At 44.7% G+C, this 17,388-nt stretch carries 20 protein-coding genes; 14 read left to right on the top strand and 6 right to left on the bottom strand.

Annotation, left to right across the window (positions count from 1 at the left end):
- Nucleotides 1–125: 125 nt before the first annotated feature.
- On the bottom strand, nucleotides 126–1,457 hold the full coding sequence (locus Q502_RS10825) for a GH1 family beta-glucosidase (protein ID WP_099829850.1): 1,332 nt from the start codon (nucleotides 1,455–1,457) through the stop codon (nucleotides 126–128).
- A gap of 216 nt (nucleotides 1,458–1,673) precedes the next feature.
- Here Q502_RS10825 and Q502_RS10820 point away from each other — a divergent pair, with 216 nt between their 5' ends.
- The 10 genes from Q502_RS10820 (at nucleotide 1,674) to Q502_RS10790 (ending at nucleotide 8,596) form a co-directional block, all read left to right on the top strand.
- A complete protein-coding gene (locus tag Q502_RS10820) occupies nucleotides 1,674–2,771 on the top strand; it encodes a sodium ion-translocating decarboxylase subunit beta (RefSeq protein WP_099829849.1) in 1,098 nt (365 codons plus the stop codon).
- Nucleotides 2,772–2,785: 14 nt separating this feature from the next.
- Nucleotides 2,786–2,917, top strand: coding sequence for a hypothetical protein (locus tag Q502_RS14845; RefSeq protein ID WP_258001940.1), 132 nt, complete (start codon nucleotides 2,786–2,788; stop codon nucleotides 2,915–2,917).
- Nucleotides 2,918–2,990: 73 nt separating this feature from the next.
- On the top strand, nucleotides 2,991–4,028 hold the full coding sequence (locus Q502_RS10815) for a 3'-5' exoribonuclease YhaM family protein (RefSeq protein ID WP_099829848.1): 1,038 nt from the start codon (nucleotides 2,991–2,993) through the stop codon (nucleotides 4,026–4,028).
- Between the two features lie 93 nt (nucleotides 4,029–4,121).
- A complete protein-coding gene (locus Q502_RS10810; RefSeq protein ID WP_099829847.1) occupies nucleotides 4,122–5,969 on the top strand; it encodes a CehA/McbA family metallohydrolase in 1,848 nt (615 codons plus the stop codon).
- Nucleotides 5,970–6,456: 487 nt separating this feature from the next.
- On the top strand, nucleotides 6,457–6,660 hold the full coding sequence (locus Q502_RS10805) for a hypothetical protein (protein WP_099829846.1): 204 nt from the start codon (nucleotides 6,457–6,459) through the stop codon (nucleotides 6,658–6,660).
- Nucleotides 6,661–6,800: 140 nt separating this feature from the next.
- Nucleotides 6,801–7,019 (top strand): ATP-binding cassette domain-containing protein, encoded by a 219-nt coding sequence (locus Q502_RS14965; RefSeq protein WP_279300415.1) that lies wholly within the window; start codon nucleotides 6,801–6,803, stop codon nucleotides 7,017–7,019.
- Between the two features lie 23 nt (nucleotides 7,020–7,042).
- Nucleotides 7,043–7,594, top strand: a complete 552-nt coding sequence (locus tag Q502_RS10800) for an ATP-binding cassette domain-containing protein (protein ID WP_279300414.1) — start codon at nucleotides 7,043–7,045, stop codon at nucleotides 7,592–7,594.
- Complete coding sequence (locus Q502_RS14840; RefSeq protein WP_243392316.1) at nucleotides 7,591–7,866, top strand: hypothetical protein; 276 nt, start codon at nucleotides 7,591–7,593, stop codon at nucleotides 7,864–7,866. The genes Q502_RS10800 and Q502_RS14840 overlap by 4 nt, the downstream gene beginning before the upstream one ends.
- A 32-nt stretch (nucleotides 7,867–7,898) precedes the next feature.
- Nucleotides 7,899–8,306, top strand: coding sequence for an ABC transporter permease (locus tag Q502_RS14835; RefSeq protein WP_243392315.1), 408 nt, complete (start codon nucleotides 7,899–7,901; stop codon nucleotides 8,304–8,306).
- A gap of 5 nt (nucleotides 8,307–8,311) precedes the next feature.
- Nucleotides 8,312–8,596 (top strand): hypothetical protein, encoded by a 285-nt coding sequence (locus Q502_RS10790; RefSeq protein ID WP_133117326.1) that lies wholly within the window; start codon nucleotides 8,312–8,314, stop codon nucleotides 8,594–8,596.
- On the opposite strand, the gene Q502_RS14830 is transcribed toward Q502_RS10790, so the two are convergent.
- The 3 genes from Q502_RS14830 to Q502_RS14820 all read right to left on the bottom strand — a co-directional run bounded on the left by Q502_RS14830 (nucleotide 8,586) and on the right by Q502_RS14820 (nucleotide 9,619).
- Nucleotides 8,586–8,879 (bottom strand): hypothetical protein, encoded by a 294-nt coding sequence (locus Q502_RS14830; protein WP_258553713.1) that lies wholly within the window; start codon nucleotides 8,877–8,879, stop codon nucleotides 8,586–8,588. The two genes, Q502_RS10790 and Q502_RS14830, sit on opposite strands and share 11 nt — an antisense overlap.
- A 156-nt stretch (nucleotides 8,880–9,035) precedes the next feature.
- A complete protein-coding gene (locus Q502_RS14825; RefSeq protein ID WP_243392439.1) occupies nucleotides 9,036–9,134 on the bottom strand; it encodes a tocopherol cyclase family protein in 99 nt (32 codons plus the stop codon).
- A 335-nt stretch (nucleotides 9,135–9,469) separates the two neighbouring features.
- Nucleotides 9,470–9,619 carry a hypothetical protein gene (locus tag Q502_RS14820; protein WP_243392438.1) on the bottom strand — a complete coding sequence of 50 codons (150 nt, stop codon included), beginning with the start codon at nucleotides 9,617–9,619 and terminating at the stop codon, nucleotides 9,470–9,472.
- Between the two features lie 235 nt (nucleotides 9,620–9,854).
- On the opposite strand from Q502_RS14820, the gene Q502_RS10780 reads away from it, so the two are divergent.
- The 4 genes from Q502_RS10780 to Q502_RS10765 are packed head-to-tail and all read left to right on the top strand — an operon-like array spanning nucleotide 9,855 to nucleotide 13,674.
- Nucleotides 9,855–10,298, top strand: coding sequence for an OsmC family protein (locus Q502_RS10780; RefSeq protein WP_099830876.1), 444 nt, complete (start codon nucleotides 9,855–9,857; stop codon nucleotides 10,296–10,298).
- Nucleotides 10,282–12,150, top strand: coding sequence for a thiamine pyrophosphate-dependent enzyme (locus tag Q502_RS10775; RefSeq protein ID WP_099830875.1), 1,869 nt, complete (start codon nucleotides 10,282–10,284; stop codon nucleotides 12,148–12,150). The genes Q502_RS10780 and Q502_RS10775 overlap by 17 nt, the downstream gene beginning before the upstream one ends.
- A 13-nt stretch (nucleotides 12,151–12,163) precedes the next feature.
- Nucleotides 12,164–12,745, top strand: a complete 582-nt coding sequence (locus Q502_RS10770; protein WP_099830874.1) for a 2-oxoacid:acceptor oxidoreductase family protein — start codon at nucleotides 12,164–12,166, stop codon at nucleotides 12,743–12,745.
- Between the two features lie 5 nt (nucleotides 12,746–12,750).
- Complete coding sequence (locus Q502_RS10765; protein WP_099830873.1) at nucleotides 12,751–13,674, top strand: carbohydrate kinase family protein; 924 nt, start codon at nucleotides 12,751–12,753, stop codon at nucleotides 13,672–13,674.
- Between the two features lie 69 nt (nucleotides 13,675–13,743).
- Here the strand turns inward: Q502_RS10765 and Q502_RS10760 are convergent, their stop codons facing one another.
- Together Q502_RS10760 and Q502_RS10755 are read right to left on the bottom strand one after the other, a co-directional pair.
- The gene (locus tag Q502_RS10760) at nucleotides 13,744–15,534 is read right to left on the bottom strand and encodes a YncE family protein (RefSeq protein WP_099830872.1); all 1,791 of its coding nucleotides are present in this window, start codon (nucleotides 15,532–15,534) and stop codon (nucleotides 13,744–13,746) included.
- 68 nt (nucleotides 15,535–15,602) lie between these two features.
- Nucleotides 15,603–17,309: a M3 family oligoendopeptidase gene (locus Q502_RS10755; RefSeq protein WP_099830871.1), complete on the bottom strand. Its 1,707-nt coding sequence runs from the start codon at nucleotides 17,307–17,309 to the stop codon at nucleotides 15,603–15,605.
- Nucleotides 17,310–17,388: the final 79 nt, after the last annotated feature.

Raw genomic sequence — 17,388 nt, 5'->3', positions numbered from 1 at the left:
CCTGTCATACAAGCTAATTACATACCTCTCTTTAAGACCGGCGTCTAGATTGCTGCGTTCACAGTTCGAAGAGTTAAACGTTGAAACGACCGTTTCTAAGTCAGTTATGTCTACCAAAATCTGATTCACAAAGACCGAAGGAAATCCCTGTAATAGTTGAAACTCTTCTTTGGAACTCGTTTCAGATCGTTTTTGAAGTCCACGTATACCAAACCAAACCTCTTGGAGTAACCTCGTGCCCATTCGAAATTGTCCATCATAGTCCAGACAAAAAAGCCCCTAAGATCCACTCCTCCCTTGATCGCGTTAAGAGCAGCTGAAAAGTGCTTTCTAAGGTAATCAATTCTCGGGCCATCGTCAACGTTGCCATCAACCAAAGCATCTTTGCTTGCGATACCGTTCTCAGTAACATAGATCGGTTTCCTTCCGTATTCTTTGAAGACCTTGAATAGAAAACCTTCTAGACCTTCTGGGTAGATCTCCCATCCCATCTCGGTCTTCGGGAGGTCTCCCTGAACAACTTCGCTGCCAAGCACGCTTGATTCTTGGCTTCTAACAAGGTTTCTTGTATAGTAATTCACACCCCAAAAGTCGAACGGCGTGGATATTAGTTCCATATCTTCATCTTCGATAGTTGGGCTCACTCCTGCAATCTCGAACCTTGAGAAGAGTTCGGAAGGATACTCGCCAGTGATTGGGGTTTCAAAGAACCACCCGTTTACGAATTGATCATAGAGTCTTGCCGCTCGAAGATCAGCTCCGGAATCGCTAGCAGGCTCAACAAAAGCAGATACATTGGTTAGACCAATCATGCCGTCTCTTACTTCCTCCCTAAAACGCTTCACCGCTTCACCATGAGAAAGCAAAAGGTTGTGAGCAACGGAAAGTGAAATCCTCAAATCTCTCTTTCCGGGTGCGTGTTCCCCCCAGAGGTAACTGACGTGGGATGAGCAATACGGTTCGTTCAAAGTTATCCAGAGCTTCACCCTGTCACCGAATTTGCTGAACATACTGCTGGAATAATCGCCAAAGTAATGCCTTATTTCTCGGGACTCCCATCCCTTAAATCTTTTCTGCAGTTTAAGAGGGAGATCCCAGTGGTATAGAGTAACAACAGGCCGAATACTCCTCTTAAGAAGTTCATCAATCAGTCTATCGTAGAAATCGATTCCCATCTGGTTTATCTGTCCTCTGCCTTCAGGAAACACTCTTGGCCAGGATATGGAAAATCGGTAGGAGTTCACTCCGAGCCTAGTCATAAGCTCAATGTCTTCCAAGTACCTGTGGTAGTGATCGCAGGCAATATCGCCATTTTCCCCGGAATCTATTCGTCCAGGTTCATGGGTGAAATCCGACCATATCGAAGGCCCTTTACCTTCTTGCAGGTCTGCGCCCTCAATCTGATAAGAAGCCGTTGCAACACCCCAAAGAAAGTCCTCAGGAAAACTTGCTCGCAAAGAGATCCCCTCCTAGCCAACTTCTCACTTTACAAATCCTACCACATTACTCATTCCAACATGTAGAATCAGAGGTCGGTAAGAACCAGGAAATCTGTCCCATCTGATCAAAAGCCTTCGGCTTGTATTAGTATTGATAAAGAAAGCAGTTCCGAATTTGCCGGTTCTTGATTTCTCCATGCTAGGAGTTGAATTCATTTCTGGGAGGCAGCATTGATGAATCTACTGTCGAATTTCGTTATTCCCGCGCAAAACTTGATAATGTTTGCTATTGGCGGAGTTCTGATCTATCTAGCGATAAAGAAAGAATACGAGCCGATGTTGCTTCTTCCAATCGGTTTCGGAGCAATACTCACAAACATTCCGGGATCATCGGCTATTGGAGAACATGGAGTGCTAACTATCCTATACGAAGCTGGAATTGCAAATGAGCTCTTTCCTGCCTTGATCTTCATCGGGATCGGAGCGATGATCGATTTCGGACCTCTTCTTCAAAAACCGGTCATGTTTTTCTATGGAGCGGCTGCCCAATTGGGGATCTTTCTGACGATAATTGTGGCTGCTCTGCTTGGATTTGATATAAGAGAAGCGATCGCTATCGGGATAATCGGGACCGCGGATGGTCCGACATCAATCTATGTCGCAAGCAGATTGGCCATTCACATGCTTGGGCCGATCTCAGTCGCCGCGTATTCCTATATGGCTCTTGTTCCGGTAGTTCAACCACCCATTATTAAGCTGCTTACTACCAAGGAAGAGAGAAGAATAAGAATGGATAATAGAACCGAAAAAGTCCCCAAGTACGTTAAGATCCTCTTCCCGATTCTTGTTACGCTTCTTGCCGGTATCATCGCCCCTGTAAGTGTAGCTCTGATCGGAATGCTCATGTTTGGGAATCTGATAAGAGAATCGGGAGTTCTGAACAAGTTGAGTAATGCTGCTCAGAACGAGCTCTCAAACATCATCACTTTGTTTCTTGGAATCGCCATCGGTTCTACTATGACGGCCAGCGCATTCCTGAACTCCAGAACACTGTTGATTCTTCTAATGGGATTAGTTGCTTTCGTACTTGACACTATGGGTGGAATCATTTTCGCAAAGGTTTTCAACCTATTTAGAAAACAGAAGATTAACCCTATGATTGGCGCAGCAGGAATATCGGCTTTTCCTATGTCGGCAAGGGTTGTGCATAAGATGGGACTCGAAGAAGACCCAAACAACTTCTTAATAATGTACGCAACAGGCGCGAACGTAGCCGGGCAGATCGGCTCCGTTCTAGCCGGCAGCATAGTTTTGGCGATCTTTTTAAGATGAAAGGAGCATAGACAATGAGTGAAGCAGTCTCTAGGAGCATCGCGATTTTTCTTGAAGGTTATCCTACGATATTTGTCGCTACGATTGCCTTCTTCATAATGATAAAATTGCTAATGAAGTCTACCTCAAGAAGGAATGAGAAATAGGTCGCTGCTGCACGTTTCTTTTATCAATAGACCTCGCCTGGAGACTTCAAAAAGCACGAAAAGGAGAGTTGCCATGATTGATGGAAAAAACGGCACTTACCCTGTGCTTTCCGAAATCCTTAGAAAATACGATACTTCCTTCGACAGAATAGAGAATTTCGTCAACTCGAAGCAGGGCTTTTTCTTCATTTTCAGTTCAAAAAGGGTCGAAGGAAGTAGAGGTCCTTACTACGACTGCATTGTCGGAGACTCCAGAAACAGAATCGATGCAAAGGCATGGATAAGTGAACAGGGCTGTTTGGAACCTGTGATAGGTAATGTGGGCCTTGCTGACTATCTTATGGATGATAGATACGGGTTGAGTATTAAAATAAGAAGGCTGTTCTCGGTAGATGAGATGGAAAACTACAGTTCCGGTTCGATTTCACAGTTACTTCCGGTTGTCGAAGATCCTGAGAGAATCGTATCGGAAGTACGCGAACTCATCGAATCTGTCAAAGACGACTATCTGAAGGCCCTTGCAGAAAAGCTTATTTCAGAGGACGGGCCTTGCCCAGACTTCTTTGAAGCGCCGGCAGCCAAAATGTATCATCACGCCAGAATAGGAGGACTTGCGGAACACAGCCTTTCGGTAGTCAAGTACGCACTTGCTCTGACTGAGGTTTCTGGATCAAGAGCAAATATCGACAGGGACCTCATAATCACCGGGGGACTCTTCCACGATATTGGAAAGACAATATCATATACCACAGAATCATTCGAATTCGACTACTCAGATGAGGGTTACCTTGAGGAACACATAGCGATCGGCGCAAGAATCATTGAGATTGAGATTTCAAAGATCAAGGGTTTTCCTGAAGAAAAAAGAAAGACACTGATCCACATAGTTCTGAGTCATCATGGGGAACTGCAGTTCGGTTCTCCCGTTACTCCAAAGACCCGCGAAGCAATTCTCATATGGCTTTGTGACAATCTCGATTCGAAGCTTGATAGCTTCGAGACTAACGCTTCCACAGCTTCAAAGGGAAGCAAATGGACTGCTTTTTCAAAGATGTTTCAAAGCAGACTATACTTAGGTGAACGAGAGAACGAAAAGGAGTCTGAATTCTGATAAATCAGGCTTCAGCCTAGATAGATTGTATTAACAACTGATCGTTGTCTTTTTCCGTATCCACATACAATCAAACTGCGAAAGGGTGATTTGATGAAGAATTTTATCCTAGTGTTTCTCCTGGTCTTTGCTTCTATAATTCTCGTTGGCGGGGAGTTAACGCTTTTCTTTGGAAATCCTCATTCTCACACTTCTTATTCTGATGGCACTGGATTCCCTGAAGAAGCGTATTCGTATGCAAAGGGTGTACCCAATCTTGACTTTCTTGCTATAACTGATCATGCTTATTACTTCGTTCAGGACCTCCCCGACGGAAGAGATAAGCTGGCAGCGACTATAGAGGCGGCCCGGCAAGCATCATCTGCCGATTTCCTGGCACTTGCCGGATTCGAGTGGACGGCTACTGGAACCGGACACATCAACGTCTACGGCACCAGCGATTGGACTGATAGAGTCAAGTCTGATCTATGGCATTTGTACGACTGGATTATCGAACGTAACGCAGTTGGGCAGTTCAACCACCCGGTGAGAGTCTTCGGAGACAACTTCAAAGATTTTCAGTACTCTCCGGAAGCAGATCTCTATATGAACCTTATAGAAGTAGGAAACGGAAACTGGTGGGAAAACGATACAATTGTAGACGAGATGTTCGAAGCTTACCTTCAGGCACTTGGCAAGGGTTGGCATCTCGGAGCAACTCTTGGTCAAGACAACCACAAACCTAACTGGGGAGGAGCAAACGATTCCAGAACAGCCGTATATGCACGCGAGCTGACGGAAGAAGCGATTTTAGAGGCATTCATCAATCGAAGGACCTACGCGACTGAAGACAAGGACATCTTGATTCACTTCTCGACCGAAGAAGCCTTCATGGGAGATATCGTGTATGATACAGATCAAGTTAATTTGTGTATCTCCATAAAGGATACAGCAGACGATCCGCTGGAAATAGTTAGGATTTATTCTCTGGAAGGATTATTTGCAGAGTTTCTGGTTGACGGCAATGAATGTGTTCTTGAGCTCGCCGTTGATATAAGAACGGGTTTCCAGTACTTCTTCATATACGCAAGGGGAAAAGACGGTGAGGAAGCGGTATCTTCACCAATCTGGATTCAGAGGTCTCACCCGATCCATCTTCACAACCCGAGCGCTTATCCTGAGAGCGTGAAGCCGAGAGAGAGCGTTACGCTTTCCTTTCAGCTCTCCAATGTTGAGCAAGGAGAGGCTTCTTCATTGTTGCAGATTACCAATTCCCGCGGAGAGATACACAGCGAAATCGTCACACTCCAAGGATTTGAATCCAAAATAATTAACTTAAGAAGGGAAGTACAGGAATACGATGGAGAGTTATCATTCTTTCTCGACTCAATTCTATATTCAGTTTTGAAACTCAATATCAGGAGCGCATCTTCATTGAACATTCTACTGGATAGGAGTCACGTCAACTTCGCCAGTAACGAACGAACCAAGTTGCAGACGTCACTCGAAGATATGGGTCATAAGCTTCTTGCTGCCGATAGGATTTTCAAGGCAGGAGAGCTCGATACTATAAACGTTCTTCTCCTCCCTCTACCAGGTGCAGGTGGAAGTTTTGAGCGACTGAAGATGCTCATGCCGCAACAGGCACTGATCATTAAAGAGTTTGTCGAAGATGGGGGGACACTAATAATTACCGGAACTGGTGAAGAGATCAGTGAGGAGGTTTTGTCCACATACAACATGCTATTGGAAGATATGGGTATTGCATGCAGCTATGAAGGACGCATAACCGAAGAAGTAAGAGAGATTGATGGAGTCTTCTTTGATGGGCTGTCTCGGTTGGTCGGAGAATCAGGAAGATACCCCCTGGGTCGAGGCGAGGTAATTTTACTTCCTGGCGACCCCTTTACAGACGATGTTATTGATAGTAATGGAGAGCTGATTGATCTGCTGTTCAAATAACAGAAGGGCGGGACGTCTAATGCTCAGCTGCAGCGAGCTATTTGGCTCACTTTGCTCTCGGTCGTACCGCTTATTCCGTTATCCTCCTAATTCAGAAATCTTAGGCAGAACTAGAATTATTTACCTCATGACAAAACAAGGTCATTAAAGTTAAAATACGCTTTAGAGAATCTTTGACTTTGAAGTTGAGAATACTTACTTGTTGTGCTATAACTTGCCAGCAAAAAATAGCTTATGGAAGGAGGTATATTTTGATGTTAATTAGATTCAGAGTTCAGGCAACCGTTTTCCTCAACCGGATTTTCGGTGATGCCGCGCTATGCCACGCCTTCTTCCGTCGTTTGGGGTATAAGATCGTATAACGAGAAGGAATAATGAAGGACCGTGGCGAGTAAGAGCCACGGTCTTTTTTTCTTGACTATCGGAGGTAATCAAATGTCATGGGAAATTGCGGTCATTGAGTTAGCAGGATTTTACGGAGAAGCAAATGGATGCAAGAACGAAGAGAGGAGAGCCCGTCATTAGTTACAGCCAGCCTCTCCCGCCGGAAACAGAACAGGTTCTCCGAAAGGCCAAGGGGGTAAATATGTCAACAGTAATCGTTCCGCTAAGAAAGAAAAGAAGTGACGATTTCGGGGCCCTTCCGCCATTCATACACAAAACGGAAAGTCTTGATAACCTTCCGAAGTAAACAGATAACAGGAGGAAACCCAACTATGAGGAGAATACGAGGCTCAAAGAGTGCTTTTATCGATGGTTTGGTTGAAAAGCAGAAAGTTGAAATGGAAAGCAAATTCAGCAGACCTCATTATCTTTGAGGAGGTGAAAAAAGTGGCAGACGCTTTGCTTGCCAATAGTATCGTAAAGACTTTCAAGAAGAACAAGAAGGAAGTCAAAGCGTTGAAAGGAGTTAGTTTAAGAATAAAGGAAGGAGAGATCTATGGTCTTCTCGGTCCAAACGGCTCAGGAAAATCTACCTTTATAAGGATTGCCTCCACACTCTTGATACCTGACAGGGGGGCATATCGATTTTTCGATATGACTCAGTGAATAACTCTGCGGCGGTTCAAAGAGTGATAAACAGGGTATCCGTCGAGGCCAGTTTTTTCGGAAAACTGTCGGCTGTCGAAAACCTCTGTTTCGCGGCAGGACTTTATGGAATACCAAAACGAGAAGCCTTGAGGAAGATCAACTCTCTCGCAGAGAGGTTTGGTCTGGATCTGAAGAGACTGAAAGATCCTCTCGAAGACTTTTCGAGAGGCATGCAGCAAAAGGTAGCCATAGTTAGAGCTCTCATGACTGAAGCGAGAATGCTCTTGCTCGACGAACCAAAAACAGAACTCGATCCAAGAGCAAAAAGAGATGTACAGAGCCTAATAAAAGATGTAAAAGAGACTATGAACACGACGATGCTTCTGACAACACACAACATGGACGAAGCAGAGAAGCTCTGCGACTATGTGGCCATAATCCATCTCGGAAGAATTGTAGCTTCCGGAAGACCATTGGAGCTTAAGAAGCAGTTGCTCGGAAGGATTGAGAACCCGAGCTTCGAAGATGCCCTTCTCGAGTTCACCGATGTGAGCATGGAGGAAGCAGAGTATCAGGAGGTAGAGTCGACATGAGTTCGCAGTCAACTGCTCGAGAGCTCCGAGCCTCTTGGGCCTTCATTGAACGGAACTTCAACTTCACAAAGAGGTACTGGAAATGGGAAGTCGTATTCTTCGCTTATACTATCGCAAACTCTGTGACTATGGGGTTCATTGGTAAGGGTGTCGAATCGTTTTCCGGAGCAAAACTTGATACTAGTTACTTGATCCTCTACATGTTGCTCGGATCGATACTCTGGGGCTATCTCTCTATTCTCTTTGAGATAGTGGCCGAAACCGCTGCCTGAAAGAGGTGGGAAGAGACGATAGAGATACATTCATGGCACCTGTTAGAAGGGCATCCCATCTGCTGAGTACTTGTGGCTATGCCTTTCTTTATGGAATACTGAGAAGCGGACTGATATTGATCGTAGTTTCGATATTCTTTGATCTGAACCAGGGTAGAGCTAACTTCTTTTCGGCAGCCGGGATTCTTGCAGTATCGAGCTTCTCATTTGTAGGACTGGGAATAGTTGCTGCAGTACTGCCCCTGATTTCACCTGAGAAGGGAGTTCAGGTAGTGCACATCTTTCAGGCTTTGCTCCTCATGTTTTCGGGGGTGTATTACGAAATAGATGTACTACCGTTGTGGATGCAGCTGGTTGGTAAACTATCCCCTGCAACTTATGCACTCAGGGGAATGCGAGCATCAATACTCGAAGGTAGAGACATGCCAGAAATGAAGTGAGACCGATGTTCCACTGGACACCGAGAAGGATAAAGGGTCATTTCGTTGTATGTTTCCTTGCATTCTTGGTGCAAAGAGAGCTTGAGTTCAGAATGAGAAAGAAAGGAATACACACTTCAACCCAGGAGATACAACGAGCGATAAACTCACTCAAAGTGATGAAGTTCAGCCATGGTGAGCAAAGTTACTACATGAAAGCCAAATCACTACCCCTTGCTTCGAAGATTCTTTCATTAATGAAGATAACACAACCCGACAAGGTAACGCCTCAAGAAGAACTCACTCTCTGAATACAGAGTTTGTAGTGGCAAAATTCTTAGTTTCTAAAAATACTTTCGCTTGTTTAGCTGTTTTCAGAAGATTAAGTGATAAACTCAAGAGTCCCGAATTTTCTCCGGTTCCCTTATGCGAGACGACTTCATTTTCAAAGAGCTCTACTTTGATTTCAGATGAAAGTGACTCATCTACCTTTCCACTCATCCTTCCCTCAACAGGCGAAATGAGCTGTGGTCCGTTAGTTTTTCTTGCATTAATTCGCAGAAGAAACCTCCTCTGTCTCAATTCAATGTACACTCTATCCTCAGATACGTCTAACATGATTATGCTTACGCCCTTGTACGTGGTAAACCTGTAAAGCTTCTCTCCCAGAATGAACGCACAGAGACAACCGGTGAAACTCTTCCCCAACCATGGAATTGTTGCAATAGAAAGTATTAATGAAGTCCTATTCTAATCGAAGTTGTTGCTCTGCATCCAAATCCAGGCGTCTGGCAAGGATCTTCCCCAATCCTTTTCTATATAGCCTTTGCCTCCAGTTAGATCTATCACTTCATCATCTATCTCGACCTCTCATTCCAGATAGTGGTCCATTCTAACTACACCGTGATAACACTCCATGTAAGGCACAAAAGAGAACGGTCACATAATCCCGGGAGAGTAGAATCTCCTTGGTCATAGAAAAGGGTCAATCAGTCGAATTTCACCGACGATTTTCTGATTATCGTCTTCCATATTCAAAACCGCTCTGTCAGTCAAAAACCGATTATTATCGATCTCTACGGCAAAGCGCTTTGGATCGGAACGAAAACTGTCTAAAAGTAAGAGATGTTGCAAGATTCATTCCTGTTTCCCGAAAGAAACTGAATAAAGCAGTGCGATTCGGTTCATCCGGAAGACATGGATACTCCTGGAATGACAGCAAAGGATTTATACCCTCTTCTGTCAACAAACTTGAAGTACCATCCTTCAAAGAAGCCCTTTTTAGAAGCACTGCCATGATATAGGGTTGAATCGAACAACGCGTTTAGATTCACGAAGCACCTCCACAAAGATACTATTTGTCTGAAACGGGATACTCTGCAATATTCTCAAGTATACAGTTCCTTCAGAACTGCTTAATGTTAAAATTGATTATTATTAAATAGGTTAACAGCCGCCGAGATTTGAATGCAGAATCGGTCTGATCTGTGATTCCTTTTGAGTGATGTTCTATCTTCGGGATTTTATTCTGAAATCATAATCTCTGTAATCGAATTGTGGGAGGTAATAATGGGAGATGAAGTCCACGTACTATTAGAATTCAGCGAAGGCTTCTCTGGATCGGGAATAACTGACTCCGGATACCAGATTAGAATTGGCGCTGATGGCGCGGTCCCTTACGACTTGCTCTTGATGGGTCTGGGCTCTTGCTTGTACGCAACGTTTCTGGAGATCCTCGGTAAGAAGAAGATAAGTTTCACCTCAACCAAAATCGAGGTGTCGGGTGAGAAGAGGCGAGAAATCCCAACAACTCTTGAATCTTGTTTCATCACAGTCATTATTGTCGGAACAGATAAGTCTCATTGGAAATCAGTAGAGAAATCTTTTGAGTTGGCCACAAAGTATTGTTCGATATATAAGACGATTTCTGGTGTAGCAGAAATCAACTGGGAAGTGAGTTTTGTTGACCTGAGCTTTGTTCGAAAGGCTGGTTGTTATGAAGAGAATGGGTGATATGTTACTATCTCCGAATAGCGGTTCAGAAATAATGATAGGAAATACCGCGATTGTAAGAGCGATGCTGGAAGCAGGTGTTAGGGTTGTTACTTCGTATCCCGGATCTCCCACTCCAGAAATTGCAGCTGCAATAGCCTCTCTCCCTGCTGAGAAGAACCCTATGTACTTCGAGTTCTCTGTAAATGAAAAGGTTGCGACGGAGGTTGCCTTCGGGGCCTCAGTTAATGGGCATCTTTCGTGCGTGTTCTTCAAGAGCGTCGGCATAAATGTGGCTGCAGATACTTTCGTTCAACTCTCTCTAATGGAACTCATTGGAGGCATGGTAATTGTATTGGGCGATGATCCGGGAGCAAACTCCTCACAAAATGAGCAGGACAACCGTCACTATGCGCATCTCTCATACACTCCAATCCTAGAGCCTTCAACACCTTCAGAAGCATACTCGATGTTTCTAGAAGCATCAAGACTTTCGCAAGAGATGCGTATGCCTGTAATTGTGAGACTCTCGACTCACGTATGCCACGCCAAAGAAAAGGTGGAGTTTAAGGAATTGATTTTCCAGGTGCAAGATAACCGGCCAAAATTCAGTCTTGAGAATGGGCCATATATTCCAATAACTGCTGAAGCTCTTAAAATGAAGCGAAGAGCTCTGAAGAAACTCGAGGAGTTCAGAAAGACTACGGAGAAAAGCTGCCTGAATAGTGTCATTGAAGGCTCAGACAAATCAAGAGGGGTAATCACGGCCGGAGCCCCATTTCTCTCTCTTCAGGACGTCCTTAGTCTGTCAGATAAACGTCCGGATATTCTCAAGCTGGGAATAGTGCATCCTCTTTCTGAAAGGGAAGTTGTGGATTTCCTTTCTTCTCATGAAGAGGTAAAGGTCCTTGAAGAACTTGACAACGTGATAGAGAAAGAAGTCAAGGCAATTGCGTATGACCACAAACTGAATACAAGAATAACTGGAAAGCAAGACATCGAGGACTGGATAGGAGAGTATACACCAGACAAAGTTAGGGAGGTATTGTCAAGAATTTGGCCTGACGTTGTCAGTCCTCCTGGAGTAGAAACTGAGCCAATCGAGCTTGCGCCAAGACCAGCTCAGATGTGCCCTGGCTGCGGTCATAGATCAGCATTCTACGCCATCAAGAAAGTCCTGCATGCCTCTGATATTTCCGTGGCAGACATTGGATGCCATACACTCGGGTATCTCGAGCCGTATAGAGTGGGGCAAGTACTTCTTTGCATGGGGCATTCAAGCGGAACTGCTTCTGGCCTTTCATTATTCAATGACACAAGAAGAGTCGTGGCCTTCCTTGGTGATTCCACTTTCTTTCATTCAGGACTACCGGGCATTGTCAACGCGATCTTCAACAAACATAATTTCACACTGATTGTCATGGAAAATGGCACAACAGCAATGACAGGTCATCAGAATCATCCCGCCGTAGGGCGGAACTTCAGAGAAGTGACTCAGAAGATTCCCGTTAGGAAGGTTCTGGAAGGACTGGGTGTAGATAATATTCGAGAAGTCGATGCCTACAACCAGTCAAAGCTTAAGCAGTACGTTGAAGAAGCCCTGGCAGAAGACGGCCTCAAGGTCATTATCGCCAAACATCCATGTATGTTGAAGTTCACAAGAGAATTGCGCAGAAGCGGTAGGTCACTGCCGAACCCCGTGAGAGTCGGCAACAAATGCAACAGGAAGTACATTTGCGTCAGTGACTTTGCATGTCCCAGCTACCAGCTTTCTGATGACGGTTCGGTCTGGGTACAAAACGATCTCTGCATAGGAGACAGATCTTGCGTCCAGACATGTCCTTCGGATGCGATTGCTTCCGAAGATAGATAAAGGATGTGAGAGAATGGAGAAATTCGACATATACATTACGGGAGTTGGCGGTCAGGGAATAGGTCTCCTCAGTGAAGCTCTATTAAGAGCGATCGACCATTCCGAGCAGAGGGGTATTGGGGCAGACACACACGGATTGGCTCAGAGAGGTGGCATGGTTTCTTCTCACTTAAGAATCGGTCACGGAGCCTACTCGGTTCTGATAATGAAGCACAGCGCAGACATGGTTATAGCACTTGAGCGCCATGAGGCTCTGAGAGGAATGGGAAACTATCTGAAGAAAGGCGGAACACTTATATACTATGATACTGTCTGGCAACCACTGGAAGTTCGTCTAGGAAGAGCAGAAGAGATTAAGAATGAAGATATTGAGCGAGAAGCCGACAAGAGAGATGTAAAGGTAGTAAAGGTATTGGTCGAGAATTTGAAAGATTCTAGAATGCAAAACGTAGTTCTCATGGGCAAGATTGCTCATGAGGGGCTTATTCCAGGTGTAACCGTTAAACATTTCGAACTAGCTCTCTCAGACCTTATGGAAGGAGACCTGCTCAGGAACAATCTTGAGCTCTTTGGAGAGCTTTCCAAACAAGGGTGATTAACATGGCCTTCGATGTTGCAGTCATTGGTGCGGTCGGAATCGATACGAATGTCTATCTGTCGGATTCTAAAGTAAATCTCTCTGTCGAAACGAGTTTTGGCGAGAACCTTGATTGCATAGGACAAGCAGGTGGATATGCCTGCCAGGGTTTTGAGAGACTTGGTTATAGAGTCTGCTTTGTTGGTTATGTCGGCGAAGACTTCTCAGGGAAATACATTCGACAGATTCTTACAGAGTTGGGTATAGACACCAGTCTGCTGATGATAGACCCACTAGGAACGAAGAGAAGCGTAAACCTCATGTATATGAACGGAGGCCGAAAGAACTTCTATGATGGCAAAGGGGCAATGAACCTCTGCCCCAATATCGAAGACATTAGGTCACATCTATCTGGAACAAAGCTAGCCCATGTAAACATCGTGAACTGGACTAGATTTCTGCTTAAACCACTGAAAGAAGAGGGCCTAATTCTTTCGGTAGATATCCAGGATGTCACAGACTCAGACGATCCCTATAGAAAGGACTTCATAGAAGAGGCTGATGTTCTATTCTTCTCTTCAACAAACTTCGCTGACCCGTATCATCTGATCAAGAAGTATCTCGAAATTAGAGGCGACAGGATAGTCGTATGTGGAATGGGGAAGAGGGGTTGCGCAATTGGCTCAAATAAGGATATTGAGTACTTCGATCCAGTTGAATTGGAAGAACCCGTTGTGGACGCAAATGGGGCCGGCGACAGCCTCGCCGTAGGTTTTCTTTCAAGTCATTACTTCGAAGGCTATTCAATAGAAGACGCGATTCTGAGGGGTCAGATAGCTGCTAGATATTGCTGCACAAAAAAGGGAACATCATCGGAGCTAATAACGAGTGAGCATCTAGATAGGCTGTTCAAACAGATCAATACAAGTCGCAAACAAGATCAGTAAACGCTACGGGATTATCTCTGAGTCAATCAGAAGAGGAGTGCCGGCTAAGAGCCGGCTTCCCCTCTACTTTCATTCAGGTCTCACATCCGGAAAGACAATTACGTCTTTACTTGGCAGACCCACGAAAAGCACTTCATTTGTTATGTAATTCATCACTACAATCCTGTGCATGCCCTGCTGGTCCTTCTCAGTGAAGTATACGAGATTCCCTTCTATCTTCACTGAAGGTACCGGCGCATCCATGAAGAGAGTGCTGTCAGATATTACCCTATCCCGGCCGTTCACCGTGTCAAACACATGCAAAGAGGCGTACAAGAAGTCCGCATAGTCCTCAGGATACTCAAAATAGACTATTTTCCCGTCTTCACCAAACTCAGCCCAGAAAGCCGGCGCATCTGTATTCAGTACAGACTCTGTGTCAAGCTGAACTATGTTTCCTTCGTAATCTATCACGAACGTCTTCTCGTTTGAAAGAAAGACAAAGTGATTGTAGTCTTCAATCGTTTCTTGCACTTCTCCAGATTCCACATCTATAATCGAGAACACATCCCAACCGGTGGACACAGCTATTCTTGATCCATCAGGAGACCATGCAACCGGTATCATACCGTAATCTGCCTCCATTGACCATAGGACGCCAATATCACTGTCAACCATCGAAATTGTCTCTCGCCAGGTGTCCATTAGCAAGAACCTTGTTCTGTCAGGCGAAAGCGAATAGACGTCAACTCCATCGAATCTCGCCTTTTTCTCACCTTCTACGACAACCCCGCCCATATTTTCGGAGATGTAAACGTAAGTACTGGCATCCAAGAACTGCCCGTATATGGAATTGACTAGCGTACCCTGAAGAACTCCCTCAATATCGTAGAATCCTATGCTGATTTTCTCAAAATCGAAGTTTACTGAAGTATATGATACTACCGAAGCCTCCTCAGCAAGGATTTCGGTTAATCTCTTCGGCTCAGGAACTCTGGAAACCCAGGAGAAGATCCAGGAAAGTTCAGGATAATTCGCAACAAACTCCTGAATATTCGCGTGCAACGACGTTTCGTCATCTGAAAGCACAATCGCTCTGAATAACGCATTGACATTGTCCGGGACATATATATAGTAGATCAGAGCCAGGGCTTCGTGAATCTCCGTTCCATCATCATATGCTTTACCCTGCAGAAACCATTCTACTGCGTCATCGTAAAAGCCTTTCTCAAGATCAAGAATCCCATTCAGGTAGTAGAACATCGGTTCCCTCTCTAGCAATCGAGAGCTCTCGTTCAGCAGATTTCTTGCAGCATAAAAGTCATAGTCATCTATCATCCCAATGATGTAAGGTATTAGATAGTCTGTCTCCCCCAAATCCTCAACTAGAATTCTAGATACTATCAAATTCAGATCTGCAGGATACAGTTCAACAGATTGATCATGTAGGAAGATGTATGTTTCTAGCTGCCCTTCTCCAAGTCTGTCAACAGATTCGCGGACTATCTCTTCAGATAGATCCCAGCTGCTGTTCACTGCCTTAAGATACAGAAGCAGCGAATCTTTATTGGGCTTAAGCTCAAAGAAGACTCCAGAGACATCCTCGGCATAGTCTGAGTAATAGTTCTCGAGAAGTCTCTCAATTCCGTACTTGATCACTTGAAACATAGGTTCTGGAACTTCATCAATCGAAGCTACTACATCTTTCAAAAGCGTTCCGTAGCTCTCGAAGTCATAGTTATCATCGTAGATCTTCAATAAAGCCTGAAGGCTCTCCACATCCATAGGATTCTCGGCCAGCTTGGCTCTGAGTTCTTCAACTTGCGCCGTCACAATCAGCGGCGTAATGAGTAGAAGCAGTACGAATATTAGTCTTTTCATCGAAACACCTCCTCGGACAATTCTAACGCTGTCGGTAGTGCATAGCTACCACGTTGAAGTGTCTATTCCTAGAAAGACGCCAGCTCACTGTCGACAAAGATCATGAGCTCCGACAAGTACTCTTCTGAGAAGTCAAATTCTATCCCAGCGCTTTCAAACAACTCATCAAGCGGCCTTGAGTAACCCATTGACAAGAACCTCTTGTAATCTTCTATTGCGCTTGATCCATTTTGCTTGTAATTTCTGTATATCGCGAGAGCACCGAGCTGAGCTATTCCGTATTCGATATAGTAGAAGGGGTTCGTAAAAATATGAGGCTGAAGAAGCCATCGGATTCTCTTTTCACTTTCCAGGCCAGTCCAGTCAACACCTGCATTGAAGCGTTCAAAGATTTCGGCAAACTTCTCGTCTCTTTCATCGGGAGAATGATCGGGATATGTATAGATCCACTGCTGAAACGAGTCAACAACCATGCACCAGGGTAAGAAGCTCAAAGTACCGGTCAGTTCTTCTCGCCTGGCAATTGTTATCTCATCTGCGCTGTAGTACTCGTCCCAGTAATCCATCGTCAGGAGTTCCATAGACATAGAGGCAAGCTCGGCTGCTTCATGCGTTGTATGTCTGTACGTGATCAACCTTTCGTCTGCCGTAGCAAATGAATGCATTGCGTGGCCAGACTCGTGAAGGATTGTCCGGACGTTTGCAGGAGTTCCCGTAGCATTCATGAAAATAAATGGAGCACCAGTTTCATCAAGAGGATAGTTATAGCCACCTGGAGCCTTTCCCTTTCTGTTTTCAAGATCTAGCAGGCCGTTATCCCTCATCTTAGATAAGTTTTTACCGAACTCTTGATCGACTCTCTCAAGAATCCTGATAGCTTTGTCAACAAACTCATTCATATTACTGAATGGTTTAAGCACCTTCCCTGAGGGTACAACATTCATGTCCCATGGTTTCAACCTCTCCAGTCCAAGCTCTCGACTTCTTTTCTCATTTAGCTTGGAAACGTAAGGAACCACTACCTTCTCTACTGAATCGTGGAATCTAAGCACATCCTCGACCGAATACGCAAATCTGTTTTTCTTCTGGTGCATATAATCCCTGTAAGTTGCAAAACCTGCATTCCTCGCCTGCGGAACTCTTATCGAGAGAAGTTTGCCAAACAGATCCTCCATGCTCTCATGAACTTCTTTCAGCTTTACCATCGAAAGGCGCCATGCCTCTTCCCTGGTTGAACGATCAGGTTCAAGTTGAAACTTTGAGAGTTGAGACAGTGTGTACTCCTGTTCTCCATACTTAACAGTCAGAGAACCAATACTTGCCGCATATTCAGAACTTAAATTCTTCTCCTGAACCTCCAGAGGAAGGTTCTCTTCTCTGAATAGTTTTACTGTATTGGAGACGATCGTATCGAAGTTCTCGTATCTGATTCGATCTAATTCGCTTCTGAAATCACTGTCTAAATACTTTTTCATCAGCATAATCCTATAAGGCTCCGCTTTGGAATATACCTCAGCGTAGAATCTCGAGTACTCCTGCCTCTTATCCTCGCTGTCGGCAGCCCTAGTCATGTCTATATACTTCCACGCGAGTCTTTCCTGAAGAATCATGAACAACTCACTCCAGAAGTAAAGAAAATCCTCAAGAGAAGCTCTGTCTACTATCGGATACTCTTCCAGTCTCCTGAGCTCTTTCTCAAGGTCTTCCCATATGGAGAGGTCAACGTCTTCGCCGACATATCTTCTCTGAAGCTCTCTAATTGTCTTGCCACTCATTATTGAACCTCCTGTCTCGAATATGTGTAGTCAGTGTAAACTAAATTATACACGGTCTGCCCTTCAGTCGTTGAACACT

It is taken from the genome of Mesotoga sp. Brook.08.YT.4.2.5.2. (assembly GCF_003351125.1).
Lineage (GTDB): Bacteria > Thermotogota > Thermotogae > Petrotogales > Kosmotogaceae > Mesotoga.
This window is presented reverse-complemented; position numbering and strand designations above follow the sequence as displayed.